Below are 15,559 nucleotides of genomic sequence, written 5' to 3' on the forward strand. Positions count from 1 at the left end.
GAGGAACTCATATGTCTAAGGTGAAAAAAGAGACGATTGAAGCAAAAGGATTTGCTATTCAAATTTATACTGAAGACTTTCAAAACGACTATATAAGTCTAACGGATATTGCTAGATATAAAAGCGATGAACCAAGTGATGTAATTAAAAATTGGATGAGAAGAAAAGATACAATTGAATTTCTTGGTTTATGGGAAAGCTTAAACAACATGAATTTCAATTCGGTCGAATTCGACCGAATTAAATCGGAAGCTGGATATAATTCCTTTACACTGTCCCCTAAGAAATGGGTAGAAAAAACAGACGCAATCGGAATTATCTCAAAAGGAGGAAGATACGGTGGTGCATTTGCACATACAGATATTGCCTTTGAATTTGCTTCATGGATTTCTGCTGAATTTAAGATGTATGTAATTCAGGATTACAAAAGACTTAAGTCAGATGAAAACTCTAAGCTATCATTAGGTTGGAATTTGAATAGAGAAATTTCCAAGATTAACTACAAAATTCATACAGACGCAATCAAAGAATATCTCTTAAAAGATCTTACCAACGAACAGTTGTCTTACAAGTATGCAAGTGAAGCAGATATGCTCAATGTAGCCTTGTTTAACAAGAGAGCTAAACAGTGGCGTGAAGAAAATCCTGAGTTAAAGGGTAATATGAGAGACTATGCAAGTCTGAATGAATTACTTGTTCTTGCAAATATGGAAAGCTATAATGCAATTCTTATTGGTAAAGGTATGGATCAAAAAGAAAGAATGATAGAACTTAGAAAGCTTGCCAGAACTCAGCTGATGTCAATTGAAAAGTTGAACAATACAGGTATTAAGAGTTTAGAGGATAAATCAAAGAAATAGAGAGGTTGTTATGAGATGGGCATTGAAAATTATCTTATTTCCAATAATATTGATCTTGTTGATACTAATTGCTTTTCTAAAATTTATTATAAAAGTTAGTGGAATGATTTTAGGTATAATATCTTTCCTAGTATTTATTGGAGCAGTAGCTTGCTTTATACAAAAAGATATGGCAACAGGAATAGCAGCATTACTACTGGCATTCTTGATCAGTCCTTATGGGCTACCTAAAATTGCACTTTGGATCACAGCATATCTTGAAGTAGCGAAAGATACATTAAAGGAAATATAAGAGAGAGTTAAGACGATGGAATATAAATCTATCGTCTTTTTCTATGCCTAAATTTCAGAGAAAGGAGGCGATGATATGAGTATGTATTTATTTGATGAACAACCTATACTGGCTAATAAAGCATTAGCCAGAGAATTAGGCTTAAATGAAGCTCTTGTGCTTCAACAAATAAATTACTGGATTGAGATAAATAAGAAGTCTGGTAACAATTATCATGATGGCAAGTATTGGACATATAACTCCATACGAGCATGGCAAGAAAAAGATTTTGATTATTTAAGTGTTGATACAGTAAAGAGAACTTTTTCTAAGCTTGAAAAAGCGGGCTATCTTTTAGTTGGAAACTATAATAAAGATCCTAGAGATAAAACGAAGTGGTACACAATAAATGACAAGAAATTAGAAGAACTTTATCTTGAACTAAATCAAAGAAAACAAGAGAAAGAAAGAAAAATATTAGAACAAGTAAGTAAAAGTGCTATGCCTAATGCATTAGGGCAAAATGCACCAATGGAAGAGGGCAAAATCAACCAATGCAATGAGGCATTTAGCACCGATGCATTTGATGAAAATCTACCAGTGCATTATGGCAACTTGCATGAACCATTACCAGAGATTACTACAAATAATTCATCAAAGATTACTTCAGATATTTCTACAGAGAAGTCCTCCCACCTACCCATCTATGAAAGAGATCTGTTTTATTCAGGGGACGGAATGGAGGAAGGACGTAAACAAATAAAATCATATAAATCTTGTTTAGAAGAATTAAGAGAAAGCACAGGATACAACGAACATATGAAACTGGGCAATAAGATTATTGCTAAAACCTTTGATGAAATAATTAAAGTTTTAGCTGATGTTATGGTATTAAATGCGGAAGATACAGTCACAATAAATCAAACGAAATTACCAGCATATGTTGTTCAAGAGAGATTTAGAGAATTAGATTCTTCGCATATGGAGTATCTTGTAAATGCTTTATCAGAGAACGAATCAAAAATAAGAAATGTAAGAGCATTTATCTTAACGGCAGCATATAATGCACCAAGCAATATGGATGCCTATTATACAGCACTTGTTAGTTATGATATGAGGGAAGGAGGTTACTAATGATAAATGAAGAAATTTCTAATAGAGTAGTTAATATTGAAGTTAATGTCTTAAAGGCAACATATCAAGAAATCTTAAGCCAAGTAAAGAAGTTACAACAGAGATCAAAACAACATGGTGGCTTAGATAAACTTATCAAGGCTGAGGGAAATGAAGTCAAACTCAAAGATATGGTTAAGAAAGGTCAGCTTGAAGAAATCAATGTTAAAGATGGTGAATTAAAAGAACTAAAAAAAGAATTGAATAAACATGGTGTTAAATTCTCAGTGATGAAAGATAAGGAGACTGGGACACATTCAGTATTCTTCCAAGCAAAAGATACAAAAGTTATGAATAAAGCTTTTCAAAATGTGCTATCAAATATTGAGAAAAAAGAAAAAAATAAGGAGTCAATTCACAAGAACATAAAGAAATTTAAAGAACTAGCTAAAAATACTATTTCTAAGGATAAAGTCAAGAATAAACAAAAGGAGCAGAGCCTATGATAGATAAGATACTAAAAGACATCAAAGGCTTATTCAAAGTGCAAGATAAGGCAAAGTTTCTAAAACAGAACATTCCCTATCTTGCATTTTTCTATGTAGGCAATATCTTTTCTCATCATGTACGAGCCTATACTGGCGGCGATGTGATAGATAAAATCTTTCAAGGAATATTGGAACTTAACACCATGAGCTTACTGCCAAGTATTCATGTGGCTGATATTTTAATGGGCGTGGGAGTAGCAGCTTTAATTAAATTTATTGTCTATACCAAAGGTAAAAACGCAAAAAAGTTCAGACAGGGGAAAGAGTATGGCTCAGCAAGATGGGGAACGAGAAAAGATATAGAGCCGTATATGGATGAAAAGTTTCAAAATAATATCTTGCTTACTCAAACTGAGCGATTAACCATGAATGGCAGACCGGCAAATCCAAAGTATGCAAGAAATAAAAATGTTTTGGTTATAGGTGGTTCAGGCTCCGGAAAGACGAGATTTTATGTAAAACCGAACCTAATGCAAATGCACAGTAGCTATTGTGTTACAGATCCTAAGGGAACGATAGTCATTGAATGTGGTAAGATGCTTGAAGATAACGGTTATGAGATAAAAATCTTAAATACCATCAACTTCAAAAAGAGTATGAAGTATAATCCATTCGCCTACCTTAGAAGTGAAAAAGATATATTGAAACTGGTACAGACAATTATTGCAAATACCAAGGGAGAGGGTGAAAAAGCAGGCGAAGATTTTTGGGTGAAAGCCGAAAAACTCTACTATACTGCTCTTATTGGCTACATCTTCTATGAAGCTCCAAGAGAAGAAAAGAACTTTGCAACACTCCTTGATATGATAGATGCTTCAGAAGTCAGGGAAGATGATGAAACATATATGAATCCTATTGATAGGCTATTTGAAGCATTGGAAAAGAAAGAGCCTACGCACTTTGCAGTAAAGCAATATAAAAAGTACAAATTGGCTGCGGGAAAAACAGCAAAGTCTATTCTTATTTCATGTGGTGCAAGGCTTGCTCCATTTGATATTCAAGAACTACGGGACTTAATGAAAGAAGATGAACTTGAACTTGATACACTTGGAGATAGAAAGACAGCACTTTTTGTTATTATCTCTGATACAGATGATACCTTCAATTTTGTTGTATCTATTATGTACTCACAGCTATTTAACCTACTTTGTGATAAGGCAGATGACGAGTATGGAGGAAGATTACCCGTTCATGTAAGGTGCTTACTTGATGAGTTTGCAAACATCGGCTTAATTCCGAAGTTCGAGAAATTGATTGCAACAATCAGAAGTAGAGAGATTTCAGCAAGTATCATATTACAAGCACAATCTCAGCTAAAGGCAATTTACAAGGATAATGCAGATACGATTGTAGGCAACTGCGATAGCACTTTATTTCTTGGTGGAAAGGAAAAGACAACACTTAAAGAACTGTCTGAAACACTGGGTAAAGAAACCATAGATCTGTATAACACATCGGAAACAAGATCTAATGCTAATAGCTATGGACTGAATTACCAAAAGACAGGAAAAGAATTGATGAGCCAAGACGAGATAACAGTTATGGATGGTAGCAAGTGTATTTTTCAGCTTCGAGGTGTCAGACCATTTTTGTCAGATAAATTTGATATTACAAAGCACAAGAATTACAAGCTCCTTGAGGACTATGATAAAAAGAATGTGTTTGATATTGAAGACTATATCAAGAGAAAAGGAAAAGTTAAGTTTAATAGAAATACAGTAATTACAAGATTGTAATATTTTCTTTTATAGCTTTATGTGGCGTGGGTATATTTGGTATAATAAGATAAATTTGAATTTATGGGGGTGTGGCTATTTGAAGAACGGTAGACCTGATTTCAGAGATATAAAGTCATTTGAAGAATTTTCTAGATATTATTGGTACAGAGAGGAACTTTCAAAAATTTGCAAGTCACTTGGATTAGAATATAGAAGTACAAAGCAAGAACTGAATCATATCATAGAACAATATTTTATGGGAAATAGAATAGAGAAATCTCAGAGAAATGGAAACAAAAATCAAACAGAAGTTGTAACATTATGTACACCATTACTTGAATGTGCTTTTTCCTTTAATCAAAAATTTAGGGACTATTTTTCTGCAGTAACGGGTGTTAGTCCATTTAAGTTCAATGCCGATATGGCAACGGCATGGAGAAAAGTGAAAACAGAAAATAACTTAAACTTTACAATTCAAGATATGCTCAAAGTATATTATGGCGAGTCAGACTACGCTAAGTATGATAATTCAGCTTGTCAATGGAATCAATTCCTAAAGGACTTTTGCTCAGATGAATTTAGCAACTATTATTCTAACAAGTTAAAAGTTGCTGCTATTATATGGAAAGAAGTTAGAGACTCAAAAAATGAAAAAATTTATTCGAGACAACTCCTAAACGAATATGGAGATAAAATAGAGGAGTATCATAAATAAATCCTAGTTTGTCGAACTGAATATAAAGTATTAAAGACGATAGAAATAAAAAATCTATCGTTTTTTTTCATGCCTATTTTCAATTTATATTGCGATCAATAAATAGGGAAAACTCGCAAGAGTTGCTAACTAGTATTTCAAATGCCTCTCACTAATATATACACGACAAAATGCTAGTTCCCTTAAATATGTTACAGAAAGTAAAGGAGAAAAGATGATAAGGATAAGAAGCCCTACCTAATAGATAACTAAATATACAAATACTTGGTGATTGAAATTAACTTTTCAGTCGCTTTTTTAATTGGAGGAAAAAATGGATAAAGAAATGATTAATATCAATGCCAATCTGTTAAAAAAACCTACTTTTGGAACTTTTACAAGAGGTGATGAAGAGGTTCAAGTTGTAAATTTTGCTCTTTCGAAAGGATATGGAAAAGGTAGAGAGTATATCAACTGTGCAGCCTATGGCAATAAATCTGACGTGGCTAAGGAATTTTCAGAAGGTGATTTCATTCATGTGTATGGTTACTTCAACAAACGAACTAAAAATGGAAAGACATATAAGAATTTTGTAGTTATGTCTATGAACAAAATTGAAAAGAAAGAAGAAAACGAGGAGGAATAAATAATGGATTTTTTCGTACAAGCAGTTAATGTATTAAAGATTTTGGTAATGGCAGTAGGTGCTGGTCTTGGAGCATGGGGTGTTATTAACCTTATGGAGGGATATGGTAATGATAACCCTGGAGCAAAATCTCAGGGCATTAAGCAGTTCATGGCTAATTAAAGGGAACAAAAAAGAAAGGAAAACCAATCCAGACGGTATCAGCGGCAGGATACAAGAATAAATTTTGATTTCACAAGATTGGTGCTATAATAAGAGAAAAGTTCCTGCCGGGGCAGCCGCCCCGGTGGTATGGATAGAAAGGCAGGAAAACAATATGCACATCAGCTATAAACCACTCTGGCACACACTGTTAGAGCGTGATATGAGGAAAGAGGATTTAAGGCTTGCTGCTGGTATGACAACAAATATGATTGCCAACATGAGCAAAGAGGGAAAGCACATCAGCATGGATACATTAGCCCGTATCTGCGAAACGCTGAATTGTGAGATTACCGATGTGATTGAGTTAGTACCAGACGAGCCTGCTTCCACAGGAGGTAAGGAACATGAGAGAATTGAAACCAAGAATAACGGAAAACGGAATTGATTATATCCTTGTCGGAGATTACTACATCCCGGACTTGAAACTGCCGGAGGAACACCGCCCTATCGGAAAGTACGGACGGATGCACCGGGAATATTTAAGGGAAGTCCACCCAGCCAGATTGAATACATTGATACTGACCGGAGAATTGTGGACATATCTTGCAGACCTGAACGAACAGGCACAGGAACGGTTAGACACTATCATGGAGCAGATGAAAGCCACCGAGGGCGTGACAGAGGAATTGAAGCGAACTCAACAAATGGAATGGGTGCAGCGTTGTAATAACATTCACAACCGGGCAGAAGAAATTGTTTTGCATGATATAATTTATTCATACGGGAGTAATTAAATCGGAGGTATATAAGATGATTGAAATTGTATTTGGTGAAAGTGCCTGTGGAAGTTTGAAAATTGCCCAAACTTACGGTAAGGGAAAGTATAGAGGAAGTGCAGTTTCGGTCTTTATGAGGCACGAAGATGGGAGTGTTCCATCTTCAGATGAAATGAAAGAAGCACAAATTCAAGCACAGGAACAAGAACATATTGCTTGGGAGAATGCTATTCCATTGGGAGGCAAGAGCAGTGATGTTTATTGTTTTGATATGGCTCTTAGTGTGGGAGATATTTCTGATAATGGAATTGGCGAACAGCGGAAAAATGTTCTCAAGAAAATGCTGTCTGTCTGGTTTGTAGAGGATTTAGACTATCAGGTTGAAGAAAAAATACAGAAAATTAGGGTAAAAAATAGTTACATATTACAAAAAAATGAGTTTGACACAATAAGAATTGAGTAAAACTCATAACATTAAATCAGAGGTAAATCTTTTGATTTTGAGATATAATAGAAAATAAGTTAGTGAACAACAGTAGAATTATGTGAAGTAGAGACTATTTATATTTTGGGGGTGGGAAAGTTGATATATGGAATTAGTCATATTACTTTTATTGTCAAAGACCTAGATAAAGCCACAAAATTTTTTAAAGAAATTTTTGAAGCCAAAGAAATTTATTCAAGCGAAGACAAAAAGTTTTCTATATCCAAAGAAAAATTTTTCTTGATAAACGACCTTTGGATTGCAGTTATGGAAGGAGAGGAAATGGAAAAAAGCTATAATCATATAGCATTTAAAATAGATGAATCGGATTATGAAATGTACCTTAAGAGAATAGAAAACCTTGGTTTAGAGATAAAAGCTGGGAGAAAAAGGGTTATAGGAGAGGGGAATTCAATATATTTTTATGACTATGATAATCATCTTTTCGAACTCCACACTGGAACATTGGAAACAAGACTTCTTCGCTACCAAAAAGAACCAACAGATTAAATTTAATAGTAACTAATCAGAAGTATTGTTAATTATAATTATATTACATTGTCTTCGGTTATTGAACGATATGTAGCTGGAGAAGAAGTTCGTATTTGGTATAGCTATAATCCGGATGAACTTTGCGGTATGTACTGGCTTATGAAACAACTTCGACCATTAAACTGTCAGACAACAATTTATTTGGTTAAGTTACCTGCCTGGGAATATGGAAAAGAAAATACTATGACATCCAAAATAGCATGGGGTGAGGTTTCTCCTGGCGAATGGGGAAAATATATAACTCTACAAGAAAAAGCTAAGCCTGTATTTCTTTCAGCTTGTGCTATGAAATGGAATCAACTTCAAAATGAAAATGCACCTTTGCGTGCAATGCTAAATGGTAAATTGCAAAGTGTTTCAGAAGATATATATGATAGTTTCATTCTTCGTGAAATTGCGGAACAGCCAGAGCAATTCAAAATGGCTATTGTTATAGGTAATGTTTTAGGAAAATATCAACTTGGAATTAGTGATGTATGGATTTCTAATCGCATTGATAAAATGCTTGAAGATGGTGTGTTGGAAATTATACAGGACGCACCAAAGGGAGAAACAAATTATCGCCGGATATTAAGAAAACGAATGAAATAATAACCACAGCAAGAACCGCTGCTACATGGAAGGCACCCCAACCATGCAACAGCGGTTTTTTTACCGTTTTTTCCTCTGGCTGATAGGCGTTCCCATTTTCTTTGATTTTTTGAGAATCCGAATCAGCCAGCGAAATTCTTCGTCTGACAGATTTTTATAGTTGATACCGAGCTGCTTGCAGTAAAGGACAACCAGCTTTTCATCCCGGCTGCCCTTGAAATTTTCGACTGCTTCGAGATTTTCTTTCAATTCATCGGCAACGGTGGTCTGGGGCGCACTCTCACTGTCCTTTTTGTGGGCTTCCCGAATATCCCGGATAATCAGGTTGAGGTCATCCAGAACCATGTGACTGAAATACTCATCATCACTGATATGGGCGGCTTGCAGCACTTTCAAATGCGGGTCATCTTCGCCTGGGCGATACCGTTCAATGATTTCATGCCGGACGGTATCGACAAGTGCATTGAGGTTTTGAATCTGCATGGTAGCAATCCCGTCCACATAAATCTCAATGTCTGCAAGAAACTTGATAAAATCTTTATGTGTAGCAAGCTCACAGAGCAGACGGTTGTTAATCCGACCGCTTTTCAGCAGTGCCACCATCTCATCATTCAAATGCAACTCCGTCAATGGTGTGTTGATCTGCTCCCTGTTCTCTATCCGGCACAGTAGATAATCAACAGAGACCCCATAGAAGTCTGCCAGCGTGATAAGGTTGCCATGATTGATTTCCTTAAAATCCTCTTTTTCATAACTTCCAAGAGCTGATTTGGAAATGCCTGTCAGCTTTGATAGTTCTTCCAGATTTAAGCCTTTGTCCTTGCGGAGTTCCCAAAGGCGTTCCTGTATGCTTGTTGCTCCTTTCATGGGCGCACGCTCCTTTCCAATGGTTTCATTGCTGCCGCTTATCTGGATTATATCACACTTTCCGCAATCGTGGAAATTTCTGATTTTTACCCCTAATTCCTACTTTGTGGACATACGGCACAGGGCACAAAAATGTTCTATGATACAGGTAGTTCATCGATGGATTATTCCAATCGAATGACCAGCCTGTGTGGGATATGCTTCCCCGGCGATGTAGCGCCATGACTTTTGGCAGGGATGTGGAGGAACCCTGACCGAAACGAGCGTACCAAAGGGAGCGATACGCCGCTGTGAGATTCAGGGGAGGAACGACACCGGGGAGAACTGGCGAACTGACACCGAAATGATACCGAAACACGACAATCTGATAGGGGGATAGTCTACCCTATCGCTGATACTTCGGGAGATTTTAATCGGCTCTATGACCGTAATTTTGCCGAAAATCGCCCCGAAACCATACACTAAAACGGGAGGAAATACAATATGCCGAGAATGAGCAAAAAGAGGAAGCATGAGCTTTCCTTTTACCTCAATGACCGGGGGCGTGTCACTTACAACGAATTATGCCGGAAATGCCAGCATGGGTGCAAGCAGAGCTTCCGGGCGGTTGTGATTGACTGCCCCCGTTATTTATCCAAACGATCAAAGAAAAAGGAGGAACACACCGAATGAATTTTGAATTTATGACGATAGACACACCATTGCCGCCCTGTATGCCATTTCCCAGAGCGTTGACAGGATTTCCAGTCAGCAGCACCGCAAAGGTCATGTACTGCCGGATGCTGGACGCTATGCTATCCAAAGAGCAGGAGGACGAGAACGGAATCCTGTTTGTCTGCTTCCCTGTCACAGCCATTGCCGCAGTCCTGTCCCGCAGTCCCATGACGGTCAAGCGTTCTCTGAATGAACTGGAAAACGCCGGACTTATCATGCGGGTGCGTCAGGGCGTGGGAGAACCGAATAGGATTTATGTGCTGATACCGGGAAAGGAGGACGCTGCCCTTGCCTGATACCTCGAAGCTGGAAAAGCTCAACCGGGAGCTGGAGAAAAGCGAAAAGAAACTGCGGAAAGCCATCAATGATGAAAAGGCATTGCAGCACCAGTTAAAGCAGCTTACCCGAAAGGAACGGACGCACCGGCTCTGCACTCGTGGCGGTATGCTGGAAAGTTTTCTGCAAGAGCCGGAACGCCTAACAGATGATGATGTCATGCTGTTGTTGAAACTCATTTTTCACAGGCAGGACACGCAGGAACTATTGAAAAAAATGCTGGAACGGGAGAAGCCGGAAACCCCTTAGTTTACTAAGGGCGCAATTATACACCACCCAGAGGTTGGTGCATTGCGTTCTCCGAAGGCTCCTCGCCGGAGAGCTGTGATTTTCCGCAGTCATGGTCTGCTCCAAATCAAACAGGGGACGCTACACTTCCCCTGCGCTGGCTGCAGCCAGCTACCCTTTTGTGGACTTGCCTGTTGGGGACACCTTGCGGTGCAAGCTGTTCCCAGCCGACAAGTTTCATAAAATATGCTATCTTTTCGATAATCGATGAAGTATAATAAAGTCAGAAATAAATCAGGAATTTGAGGTCAAGGCTTAAACGTGAGGTTTATATGAAAAAATACCAATGTCCTTGCTGCGGATATTTTACCTATAATGTTCCGGCAAATGAAGATTGTGGGTATATTTGCCCCGTTTGTTTTTGGGAGAATGACCCGTTCATTGCTTCTGATAACGAACCAAGCGACTCTAATCATGGAATAACGCTAAAAGAAGCGAAATCCAATTTCTCAAAATTTGGTGCTTGTGAAAAAGAAATGTTATGTTATGTCCGACCACCAAGAGATGATGAAAAAGAAATTTCATAGCGACAACTTCCAACTTGTAGAACTGAAAAATTAGAAGTTGTAAAGGAGTGTGATAAAATGGAAACACTTTTTGACCAATACAAAGAACTGAATATAAATGGCTCTTTGATTTGTCTTGAACAAGTTGAAGATATTTATTCTTACTTCTGCTATCCGACCAATGCAAAGGCAATAGGTTTTGAAGGAAGTATTATGTATTGCTTTATTGAGCCGTATGGGGAAATGGTTTTTGCCTGCAATCCTGATACTTGTGCAGATGTTTTTGTTTATCCACTGGCAAGAACCTTTGAGGATTTTATGAGACTTATTCTTGCTTGTGGTTCTACTAATCCTATTGAGCAGATTATTTGGATGGACAAAGACAAATTTGAAAAACACCTCAAAGAGGAAGAAGCAATCCGCACAGAGGAACAGAAAGCGACATTAAGTTATCTTGAAACAGAATTAGAAATTTCCCCTATTGATAACCCTTATGACTATGTAAAAGAACTGCAATCTCGCTTTGACAATAGTGGCATTGAGTATAGTGATGAATACTATGATGTTTTGGGGATTGATAGAAAATAACAACAAATAAATTCCAGTTCGTCAGCTTCACATCGGGTCAACTTGTCCCGAACTTTTACAACTAAATACCCGCCGCCCACACAGCGGCACACCGAGCAGGAAATCTGAAAGAAAGGTTTCCTGCTTTTTTTCTGCCCAAAATGAGGTGGTAAAACGCCACCCCGTCCACCAATTAGCGAAAGGAGGGACACGAAATGCCCTGTCCACACAACGAAATCACGATTGTTCAGCGCAGTCAGCGGCAGTCTGCGGTTGCCGCCGCTGCTTACCAGAGTGGCGAAAAACTGTTCTGTGAATATGACCAGCAAGTGAAGCACTACCCGGAAAAGCGTGGTATCGTCCACAATGAAATCCTGCTCCCACCTAATGCCCCACAGGAATATGCAGACCGCAATACTTTGTGGAACGCCGCCGAAGCGGTGGAAAAACAATGGAACTCCCAGCTTGCAAGGCGGTGGGTGCTTACCATCCCCAGAGAGATACCGCCCGACCAGTATGCTGTCCTTGTCCGGGAGTTTTGCCAGAAGCAGTTTGTTTCCAAAGGCATGATTGCTGACTTTGCCATCCATGACCCCCATCCGCCGGGACACAATCCCCACGCCCATGTCATGCTCACTATGAGGGCAATGGACGAACATGGAAAATGGCTTCCCAAGAGCCGCAAGGTTTATGACCTTGACGAAAACGGGGAACGGATAAAACTTCCGTCCGGCAGATGGAAAAGCCACAAGGAGGATACGGTGGATTGGAACGACCAGAAGTATTGCGAAATCTGGCGGCATGAATGGGAGGTCATCCAGAACCGCTATCTGGAAGCCAATGACCGTCCGGAGCGTGTGGACTTGCGTTCCTATGCCAGACAGGGGCTTGATATTGTCCCCACTGTCCATGAGGGGGCTGCTGTCCGGCAGATGGAAAAGCGTGGTATCCAGACGAATATCGGAAACCTGAACCGGGAAATCAGAGCCGCCAACAGTCTGATGAAGTCCATCCGGCAGCTTATCCAAAACCTCAAAGGCTGGATTACCGAGCTGGGAGAAAAACGGAAAGAGCTGCTTGCACAAAAGGCGGCGGAGGAAGCGACACTTCTTCCCAATCTGCTGATGAAGTACATGGAGATACGAAAGGAAGAACGGAAGGACTGGACAAGGGCTGGACAGAACCGGGGGACTTCACAGGACTTAAAGGCAGTCAGCGAAGCCCTGTCCTATCTTCGGCAAAAGGGGCTTTCCACTGTGGAGGACTTAGAAGCATTTCTGGAATCTTCCGGGAAATCAGCCGCAGATTACCGCAATCAGATGAAGCCAAAGGAAGCCCGCAGCAAAGTGATTGACGGGATTCTTGCCAGCCAGACAGCCTGCAAGGAATGTAAGCCTGTCTATGAGAAGTACCAGAAGATATTTTTTAAGAAAACAAAGGAGAAATTCAAACAGGAACACCCGGAGGTTGCCCGGTATGCGAAAGCCGCCGCCTACCTTGCCAAGCACCCAGACGATAAGGACAGTACCCAAAAGGAGCTGCAAGAGGAGCAGGAAAAACTTCTCAGCGAAATCGCAGAGCTGAAAGAACCTTTGACCGAGGTACAGGCTGATTTGAAGAAGTTGCGGGACATCCGCTACTGGGTACGGAAAGCTACACCCGGCACAGAAGAAAGCAAAGAGCCGCCCAAGAAGCAGCCTATCAAGGAAGTCTTGCAGGATAAGGCTGACGAGAAAAAAGCACAAAGAACTGTCCCGGCACAGACGAAACACAAACAACAGGATATGGAACTTTAACAGGCACTTGCCATTTTCAATCAGAGAATGTCAGGTGCTTTTTTGTTTTCAAGGAGGGATAGATTTGAATGTATTTGAAGCTGTGAAGCAGTCCGTCACAACAAGACAGGCTGCGGAGCATTATGGAATCCATGTAGGTCGGAACGGGATGGCTTGCTGCCCGTTCCATAATGATAAAACCCCAAGCATGAAGCTGGATCGGCGTTACCACTGCTTCGGCTGCGGTGCGGATGGGGATGTGATTGATTTTGCCGCCGCCCTGTATGGGCTGGCAAAGAAAGAAGCCGCCGTACAACTGGCAAATGACTTTGGGCTTTCCTATGAGGACTGGAAACCGCCGGGAAAGGCAAAAAAGCCCAAGCCCCGGCAGAAATCCCCGGAGGAACAGTTTCAGGAAGCAAAGAACCGCTGCTTCCGTATCCTTGCCGATTATCTCCACCTGCTTCGGGCATGGAGAACGGAATATGCCCCGCACTCCCCAGAGGAAGCCTTTCATCCCCGGTTTGTGGAAGCCTTACAAAAGCAAGCCCATGTGGAATATCTGCTGGATGTGCTGCTGTTCGGGGAGACAGAGGAAAAAGCGGCTTTGATTGCGGACTACGGAAAGGATGTGATACAGCTTGAACAGCGAATGGCAGAGCTTGCAGCCGCAGACGCAGCAAGAACTAAAAAACACCATGAACGCCATGCAGCCGCCCCAGAGCATTGAGGAAATCAAGGCGGGGCTGGAAACCACCGAGAAAGGCGGTGTCCGCCAGAGCATACGGAACTGCCTGACCGTATTCCAGCGTGACCCTCTGCTTTCCGGGGCTATCGCATACAACATCCTGACCGACCGCAAGGACATCATAAAGCCCATCGGTTTTCACAGAGAAAGCACAGCCCTGAACGATACGGATATGAAGTATCTGCTTCTCTATCTGGAAGAAACCTATGGGCTTACCAATGAGAAAAAGATTGATAATGCCATCGGGATTGTGGCGAATGAAAACAAGTACCATCCCATCCGGGACTACCTAAGTGCCCTTGTGTGGGACGGGACAGAACGAATCCGTTTCTGTCTGCGGCACTTTCTGGGGGCTGACGCAGACGATTACACCTATGAAGCGTTGAAGCTGTTCCTGCTGGGTGCAATCTCACGAGCCTTTCAGCCGGGGTGCAAGTTTGAAATCATGCTTTGTCTGGTAGGCGGTCAGGGGGCTGGAAAGTCCACCTTCTTCCGTCTGCTGGCAGTCCGGGACGAGTGGTTCTCCGATGATTTGCGGAAGCTGGACGATGACAATGTGTACCGTAAGCTGCAAGGTCACTGGATTATCGAAATGTCGGAAATGATGGCAACCGCAAACGCCAAGAGCATTGAGGAAATCAAGTCATTTTTAAGCCGGCAGAAAGAGGTTTACAAGATACCCTATGAAACCCACCCAGCAGACCGCCCCCGTCAGTGCGTGTTTGGCGGCACTTCCAATGCCCTTGACTTCCTGCCCCTTGACCGTTCCGGCAACCGCCGCTTTATCCCCGTCATGGTGTACCCGGAGCAAGCCGAGGTTCACATTTTGGAGGACGAAGCCGCTTCCAGAGCCTATATCGAGCAGATGTGGGCGGAAGCGATGGAGATTTACCGAAGCGGCAGGTTCAAGCTGGCTTTCAGCCCCGACATGCAGCGGTATCTGAAAGAACACCAGCGGGATTTTATGCCGGAGGACACCAAAGCCGGAATGATACAGGCGTATCTTGATAGGTACACCGGGAGCATGGTCTGCTCCAAGCAGCTCTATAAGGAAGCCTTGAACCATGCCTTTGACGAGCCGAAGCAATGGGAAATCCGGGAAATCAACGAGATTATGAACCAGTGCATTTCTGGCTGGCGGTACTTCCCGAACCCAAGAATGTTTTCCGAATATGGCAGACAAAAGGGCTGGGAGCGTGAAAACCCGGCAACGGACTCCGGCAACCCGTCTGAAAAAACGATGGACGGTTTTGTGGAGGTCACAGAACAGATGGAGCTTCCGTTCTGAAAATGGCAGCCCGTTGCACCCCCTGTTGCTATCCCGTTGCCGAGCCGGTTGCCGGGGAAAATCCCGAAACTAT

Annotated in this window: 20 protein-coding genes and 1 pseudogene; 20 read left to right on the forward strand and 1 reads right to left on the reverse strand. The window is 41.0% G+C overall.

The window, feature by feature from the left end:
• Positions 1-11: 11 nt before the first annotated feature.
• The 13 genes and pseudogenes from EsVE80_RS03425 (at position 12) to EsVE80_RS03485 (ending at position 8,397) form a co-directional block, all read left to right on the forward strand.
• Complete coding sequence (locus EsVE80_RS03425; protein WP_000048811.1) at positions 12-860, forward strand: KilA-N domain-containing protein; 849 nt, start codon at positions 12-14, stop codon at positions 858-860.
• A gap of 10 nt (positions 861-870) precedes the next feature.
• Positions 871-1,152 carry a CD1845 family protein gene (locus EsVE80_RS03430; RefSeq protein WP_102568195.1) on the forward strand — a complete coding sequence of 94 codons (282 nt, stop codon included), beginning with the start codon at positions 871-873 and terminating at the stop codon, positions 1,150-1,152.
• A gap of 75 nt (positions 1,153-1,227) precedes the next feature.
• Entirely contained in the window at positions 1,228-2,265 is a 1,038-nt protein-coding gene (locus tag EsVE80_RS03435; RefSeq protein WP_081528322.1) for a DUF6017 domain-containing protein, read from the forward strand.
• Complete coding sequence (locus EsVE80_RS03440) at positions 2,265-2,750, forward strand: PcfB family protein (RefSeq protein WP_081528323.1); 486 nt, start codon at positions 2,265-2,267, stop codon at positions 2,748-2,750. Before EsVE80_RS03435 ends, EsVE80_RS03440 begins: the two co-directional genes overlap by 1 nt.
• Complete coding sequence (locus tag EsVE80_RS03445; protein ID WP_081528324.1) at positions 2,747-4,528, forward strand: VirD4-like conjugal transfer protein, CD1115 family; 1,782 nt, start codon at positions 2,747-2,749, stop codon at positions 4,526-4,528. The genes EsVE80_RS03440 and EsVE80_RS03445 overlap by 4 nt, the downstream gene beginning before the upstream one ends.
• Positions 4,529-4,607: 79 nt before the next feature.
• Complete coding sequence (locus EsVE80_RS03450; protein ID WP_081528325.1) at positions 4,608-5,225, forward strand: SAP domain-containing protein; 618 nt, start codon at positions 4,608-4,610, stop codon at positions 5,223-5,225.
• A 313-nt stretch (positions 5,226-5,538) separates the two neighbouring features.
• Entirely contained in the window at positions 5,539-5,850 is a 312-nt protein-coding gene (locus EsVE80_RS03455) for a hypothetical protein (RefSeq protein ID WP_017645749.1), read from the forward strand.
• Between the two features lie 3 nt (positions 5,851-5,853).
• Positions 5,854-6,006: pseudogene (locus tag EsVE80_RS03460) on the forward strand (Maff2 family mobile element protein); the annotation flags it as partial.
• Positions 6,007-6,076: 70 nt separating this feature from the next.
• On the forward strand, positions 6,077-6,439 hold the full coding sequence (locus EsVE80_RS03465; protein ID WP_022742028.1) for a helix-turn-helix domain-containing protein: 363 nt from the start codon (positions 6,077-6,079) through the stop codon (positions 6,437-6,439).
• Positions 6,399-6,788 (forward strand): TnpV protein, encoded by a 390-nt coding sequence (locus EsVE80_RS03470; RefSeq protein WP_009296082.1) that lies wholly within the window; start codon positions 6,399-6,401, stop codon positions 6,786-6,788. The genes EsVE80_RS03465 and EsVE80_RS03470 overlap by 41 nt, the downstream gene beginning before the upstream one ends.
• 16 nt (positions 6,789-6,804) lie before the next feature.
• Positions 6,805-7,233, forward strand: a complete 429-nt coding sequence (locus EsVE80_RS03475) for a hypothetical protein (RefSeq protein ID WP_455326614.1) — start codon at positions 6,805-6,807, stop codon at positions 7,231-7,233.
• 120 nt (positions 7,234-7,353) lie between these two features.
• Positions 7,354-7,764, forward strand: a complete 411-nt coding sequence (fosXCC, locus tag EsVE80_RS03480; protein WP_024725385.1) for a fosfomycin resistance hydrolase FosXCC — start codon at positions 7,354-7,356, stop codon at positions 7,762-7,764.
• A gap of 48 nt (positions 7,765-7,812) precedes the next feature.
• On the forward strand, positions 7,813-8,397 hold the full coding sequence (locus EsVE80_RS03485; protein WP_455326613.1) for a DUF3658 domain-containing protein: 585 nt from the start codon (positions 7,813-7,815) through the stop codon (positions 8,395-8,397).
• A gap of 60 nt (positions 8,398-8,457) precedes the next feature.
• Here EsVE80_RS03485 and EsVE80_RS03490 read toward each other — a convergent pair whose 3' ends face one another.
• Complete coding sequence (locus EsVE80_RS03490; RefSeq protein ID WP_006873172.1) at positions 8,458-9,264, reverse strand: helix-turn-helix domain-containing protein; 807 nt, start codon at positions 9,262-9,264, stop codon at positions 8,458-8,460.
• Between the two features lie 668 nt (positions 9,265-9,932).
• Here EsVE80_RS03490 and EsVE80_RS03500 point away from each other — a divergent pair.
• The 7 genes from EsVE80_RS03500 to EsVE80_RS03530 all read left to right on the forward strand — a co-directional run bounded on the left by EsVE80_RS03500 (position 9,933) and on the right by EsVE80_RS03530 (position 15,486).
• Positions 9,933-10,274 carry a DeoR family transcriptional regulator gene (locus tag EsVE80_RS03500; protein ID WP_054328106.1) on the forward strand — a complete coding sequence of 114 codons (342 nt, stop codon included), beginning with the start codon at positions 9,933-9,935 and terminating at the stop codon, positions 10,272-10,274.
• Complete coding sequence (locus EsVE80_RS03505; protein WP_009296086.1) at positions 10,267-10,563, forward strand: DUF3847 domain-containing protein; 297 nt, start codon at positions 10,267-10,269, stop codon at positions 10,561-10,563. Before EsVE80_RS03500 ends, EsVE80_RS03505 begins: the two co-directional genes overlap by 8 nt.
• Positions 10,564-10,874: 311 nt before the next feature.
• A complete protein-coding gene (locus tag EsVE80_RS03510) occupies positions 10,875-11,129 on the forward strand; it encodes a CPCC family cysteine-rich protein (protein WP_006575072.1) in 255 nt (84 codons plus the stop codon).
• A 57-nt stretch (positions 11,130-11,186) separates the two neighbouring features.
• A complete protein-coding gene (locus EsVE80_RS03515) occupies positions 11,187-11,696 on the forward strand; it encodes a hypothetical protein (RefSeq protein ID WP_006873177.1) in 510 nt (169 codons plus the stop codon).
• Positions 11,697-11,890: 194 nt separating this feature from the next.
• The gene (mobQ, locus tag EsVE80_RS03520; RefSeq protein WP_173102493.1) at positions 11,891-13,471 is read left to right on the forward strand and encodes a MobQ family relaxase; all 1,581 of its coding nucleotides are present in this window, start codon (positions 11,891-11,893) and stop codon (positions 13,469-13,471) included.
• A gap of 64 nt (positions 13,472-13,535) precedes the next feature.
• Positions 13,536-14,180, forward strand: coding sequence for a CHC2 zinc finger domain-containing protein (locus EsVE80_RS03525; protein ID WP_117461919.1), 645 nt, complete (start codon positions 13,536-13,538; stop codon positions 14,178-14,180).
• The gene (locus EsVE80_RS03530) at positions 14,092-15,486 is read left to right on the forward strand and encodes a virulence-associated E family protein (protein ID WP_455326612.1); all 1,395 of its coding nucleotides are present in this window, start codon (positions 14,092-14,094) and stop codon (positions 15,484-15,486) included. The genes EsVE80_RS03525 and EsVE80_RS03530 overlap by 89 nt, the downstream gene beginning before the upstream one ends.
• The last annotated feature ends 73 nt before the right edge of the window (positions 15,487-15,559 follow it).

Origin of the sequence: Enterococcus saigonensis, assembly GCF_011397115.1 — a bacterium.
GTDB classification, from domain to species: Bacteria; Bacillota; Bacilli; order Lactobacillales; family Enterococcaceae; genus Enterococcus_C; species Enterococcus_C saigonensis.

Bases quoted from the DNA above. Each gene is read 5' to 3' on its own strand.
- EsVE80_RS03510 (WP_006575072.1), top strand. From the start codon at position 10,875: ATGAAAAAATACCAATGTCCTTGCTGCGGATATTTTACCTATAATGTT.
- EsVE80_RS03470 (WP_009296082.1), top strand. From the start codon at position 6,399: ATGAGAGAATTGAAACCAAGAATAACGGAAAACGGAATTGATTATATC.
- EsVE80_RS03425 (WP_000048811.1), top strand. From the start codon at position 12: ATGTCTAAGGTGAAAAAAGAGACGATTGAAGCAAAAGGATTTGCTATT.
- EsVE80_RS03430 (WP_102568195.1), top strand. From the start codon at position 871: ATGAGATGGGCATTGAAAATTATCTTATTTCCAATAATATTGATCTTG.
- EsVE80_RS03515 (WP_006873177.1), top strand. From the start codon at position 11,187: ATGGAAACACTTTTTGACCAATACAAAGAACTGAATATAAATGGCTCT.
- EsVE80_RS03440 (WP_081528323.1), top strand. From the start codon at position 2,265: ATGATAAATGAAGAAATTTCTAATAGAGTAGTTAATATTGAAGTTAAT.
- EsVE80_RS03455 (WP_017645749.1), top strand. From the start codon at position 5,539: ATGGATAAAGAAATGATTAATATCAATGCCAATCTGTTAAAAAAACCT.
- EsVE80_RS03435 (WP_081528322.1), top strand. From the start codon at position 1,228: ATGAGTATGTATTTATTTGATGAACAACCTATACTGGCTAATAAAGCA.
- EsVE80_RS03490 (WP_006873172.1), bottom strand. From the start codon at position 9,264: ATGAAAGGAGCAACAAGCATACAGGAACGCCTTTGGGAACTCCGCAAG.
- EsVE80_RS03475 (WP_455326614.1), top strand. From the start codon at position 6,805: ATGATTGAAATTGTATTTGGTGAAAGTGCCTGTGGAAGTTTGAAAATT.
- EsVE80_RS03500 (WP_054328106.1), top strand. From the start codon at position 9,933: ATGAATTTTGAATTTATGACGATAGACACACCATTGCCGCCCTGTATG.
- EsVE80_RS03445 (WP_081528324.1), top strand. From the start codon at position 2,747: ATGATAGATAAGATACTAAAAGACATCAAAGGCTTATTCAAAGTGCAA.
- mobQ (WP_173102493.1), top strand. From the start codon at position 11,891: ATGCCCTGTCCACACAACGAAATCACGATTGTTCAGCGCAGTCAGCGG.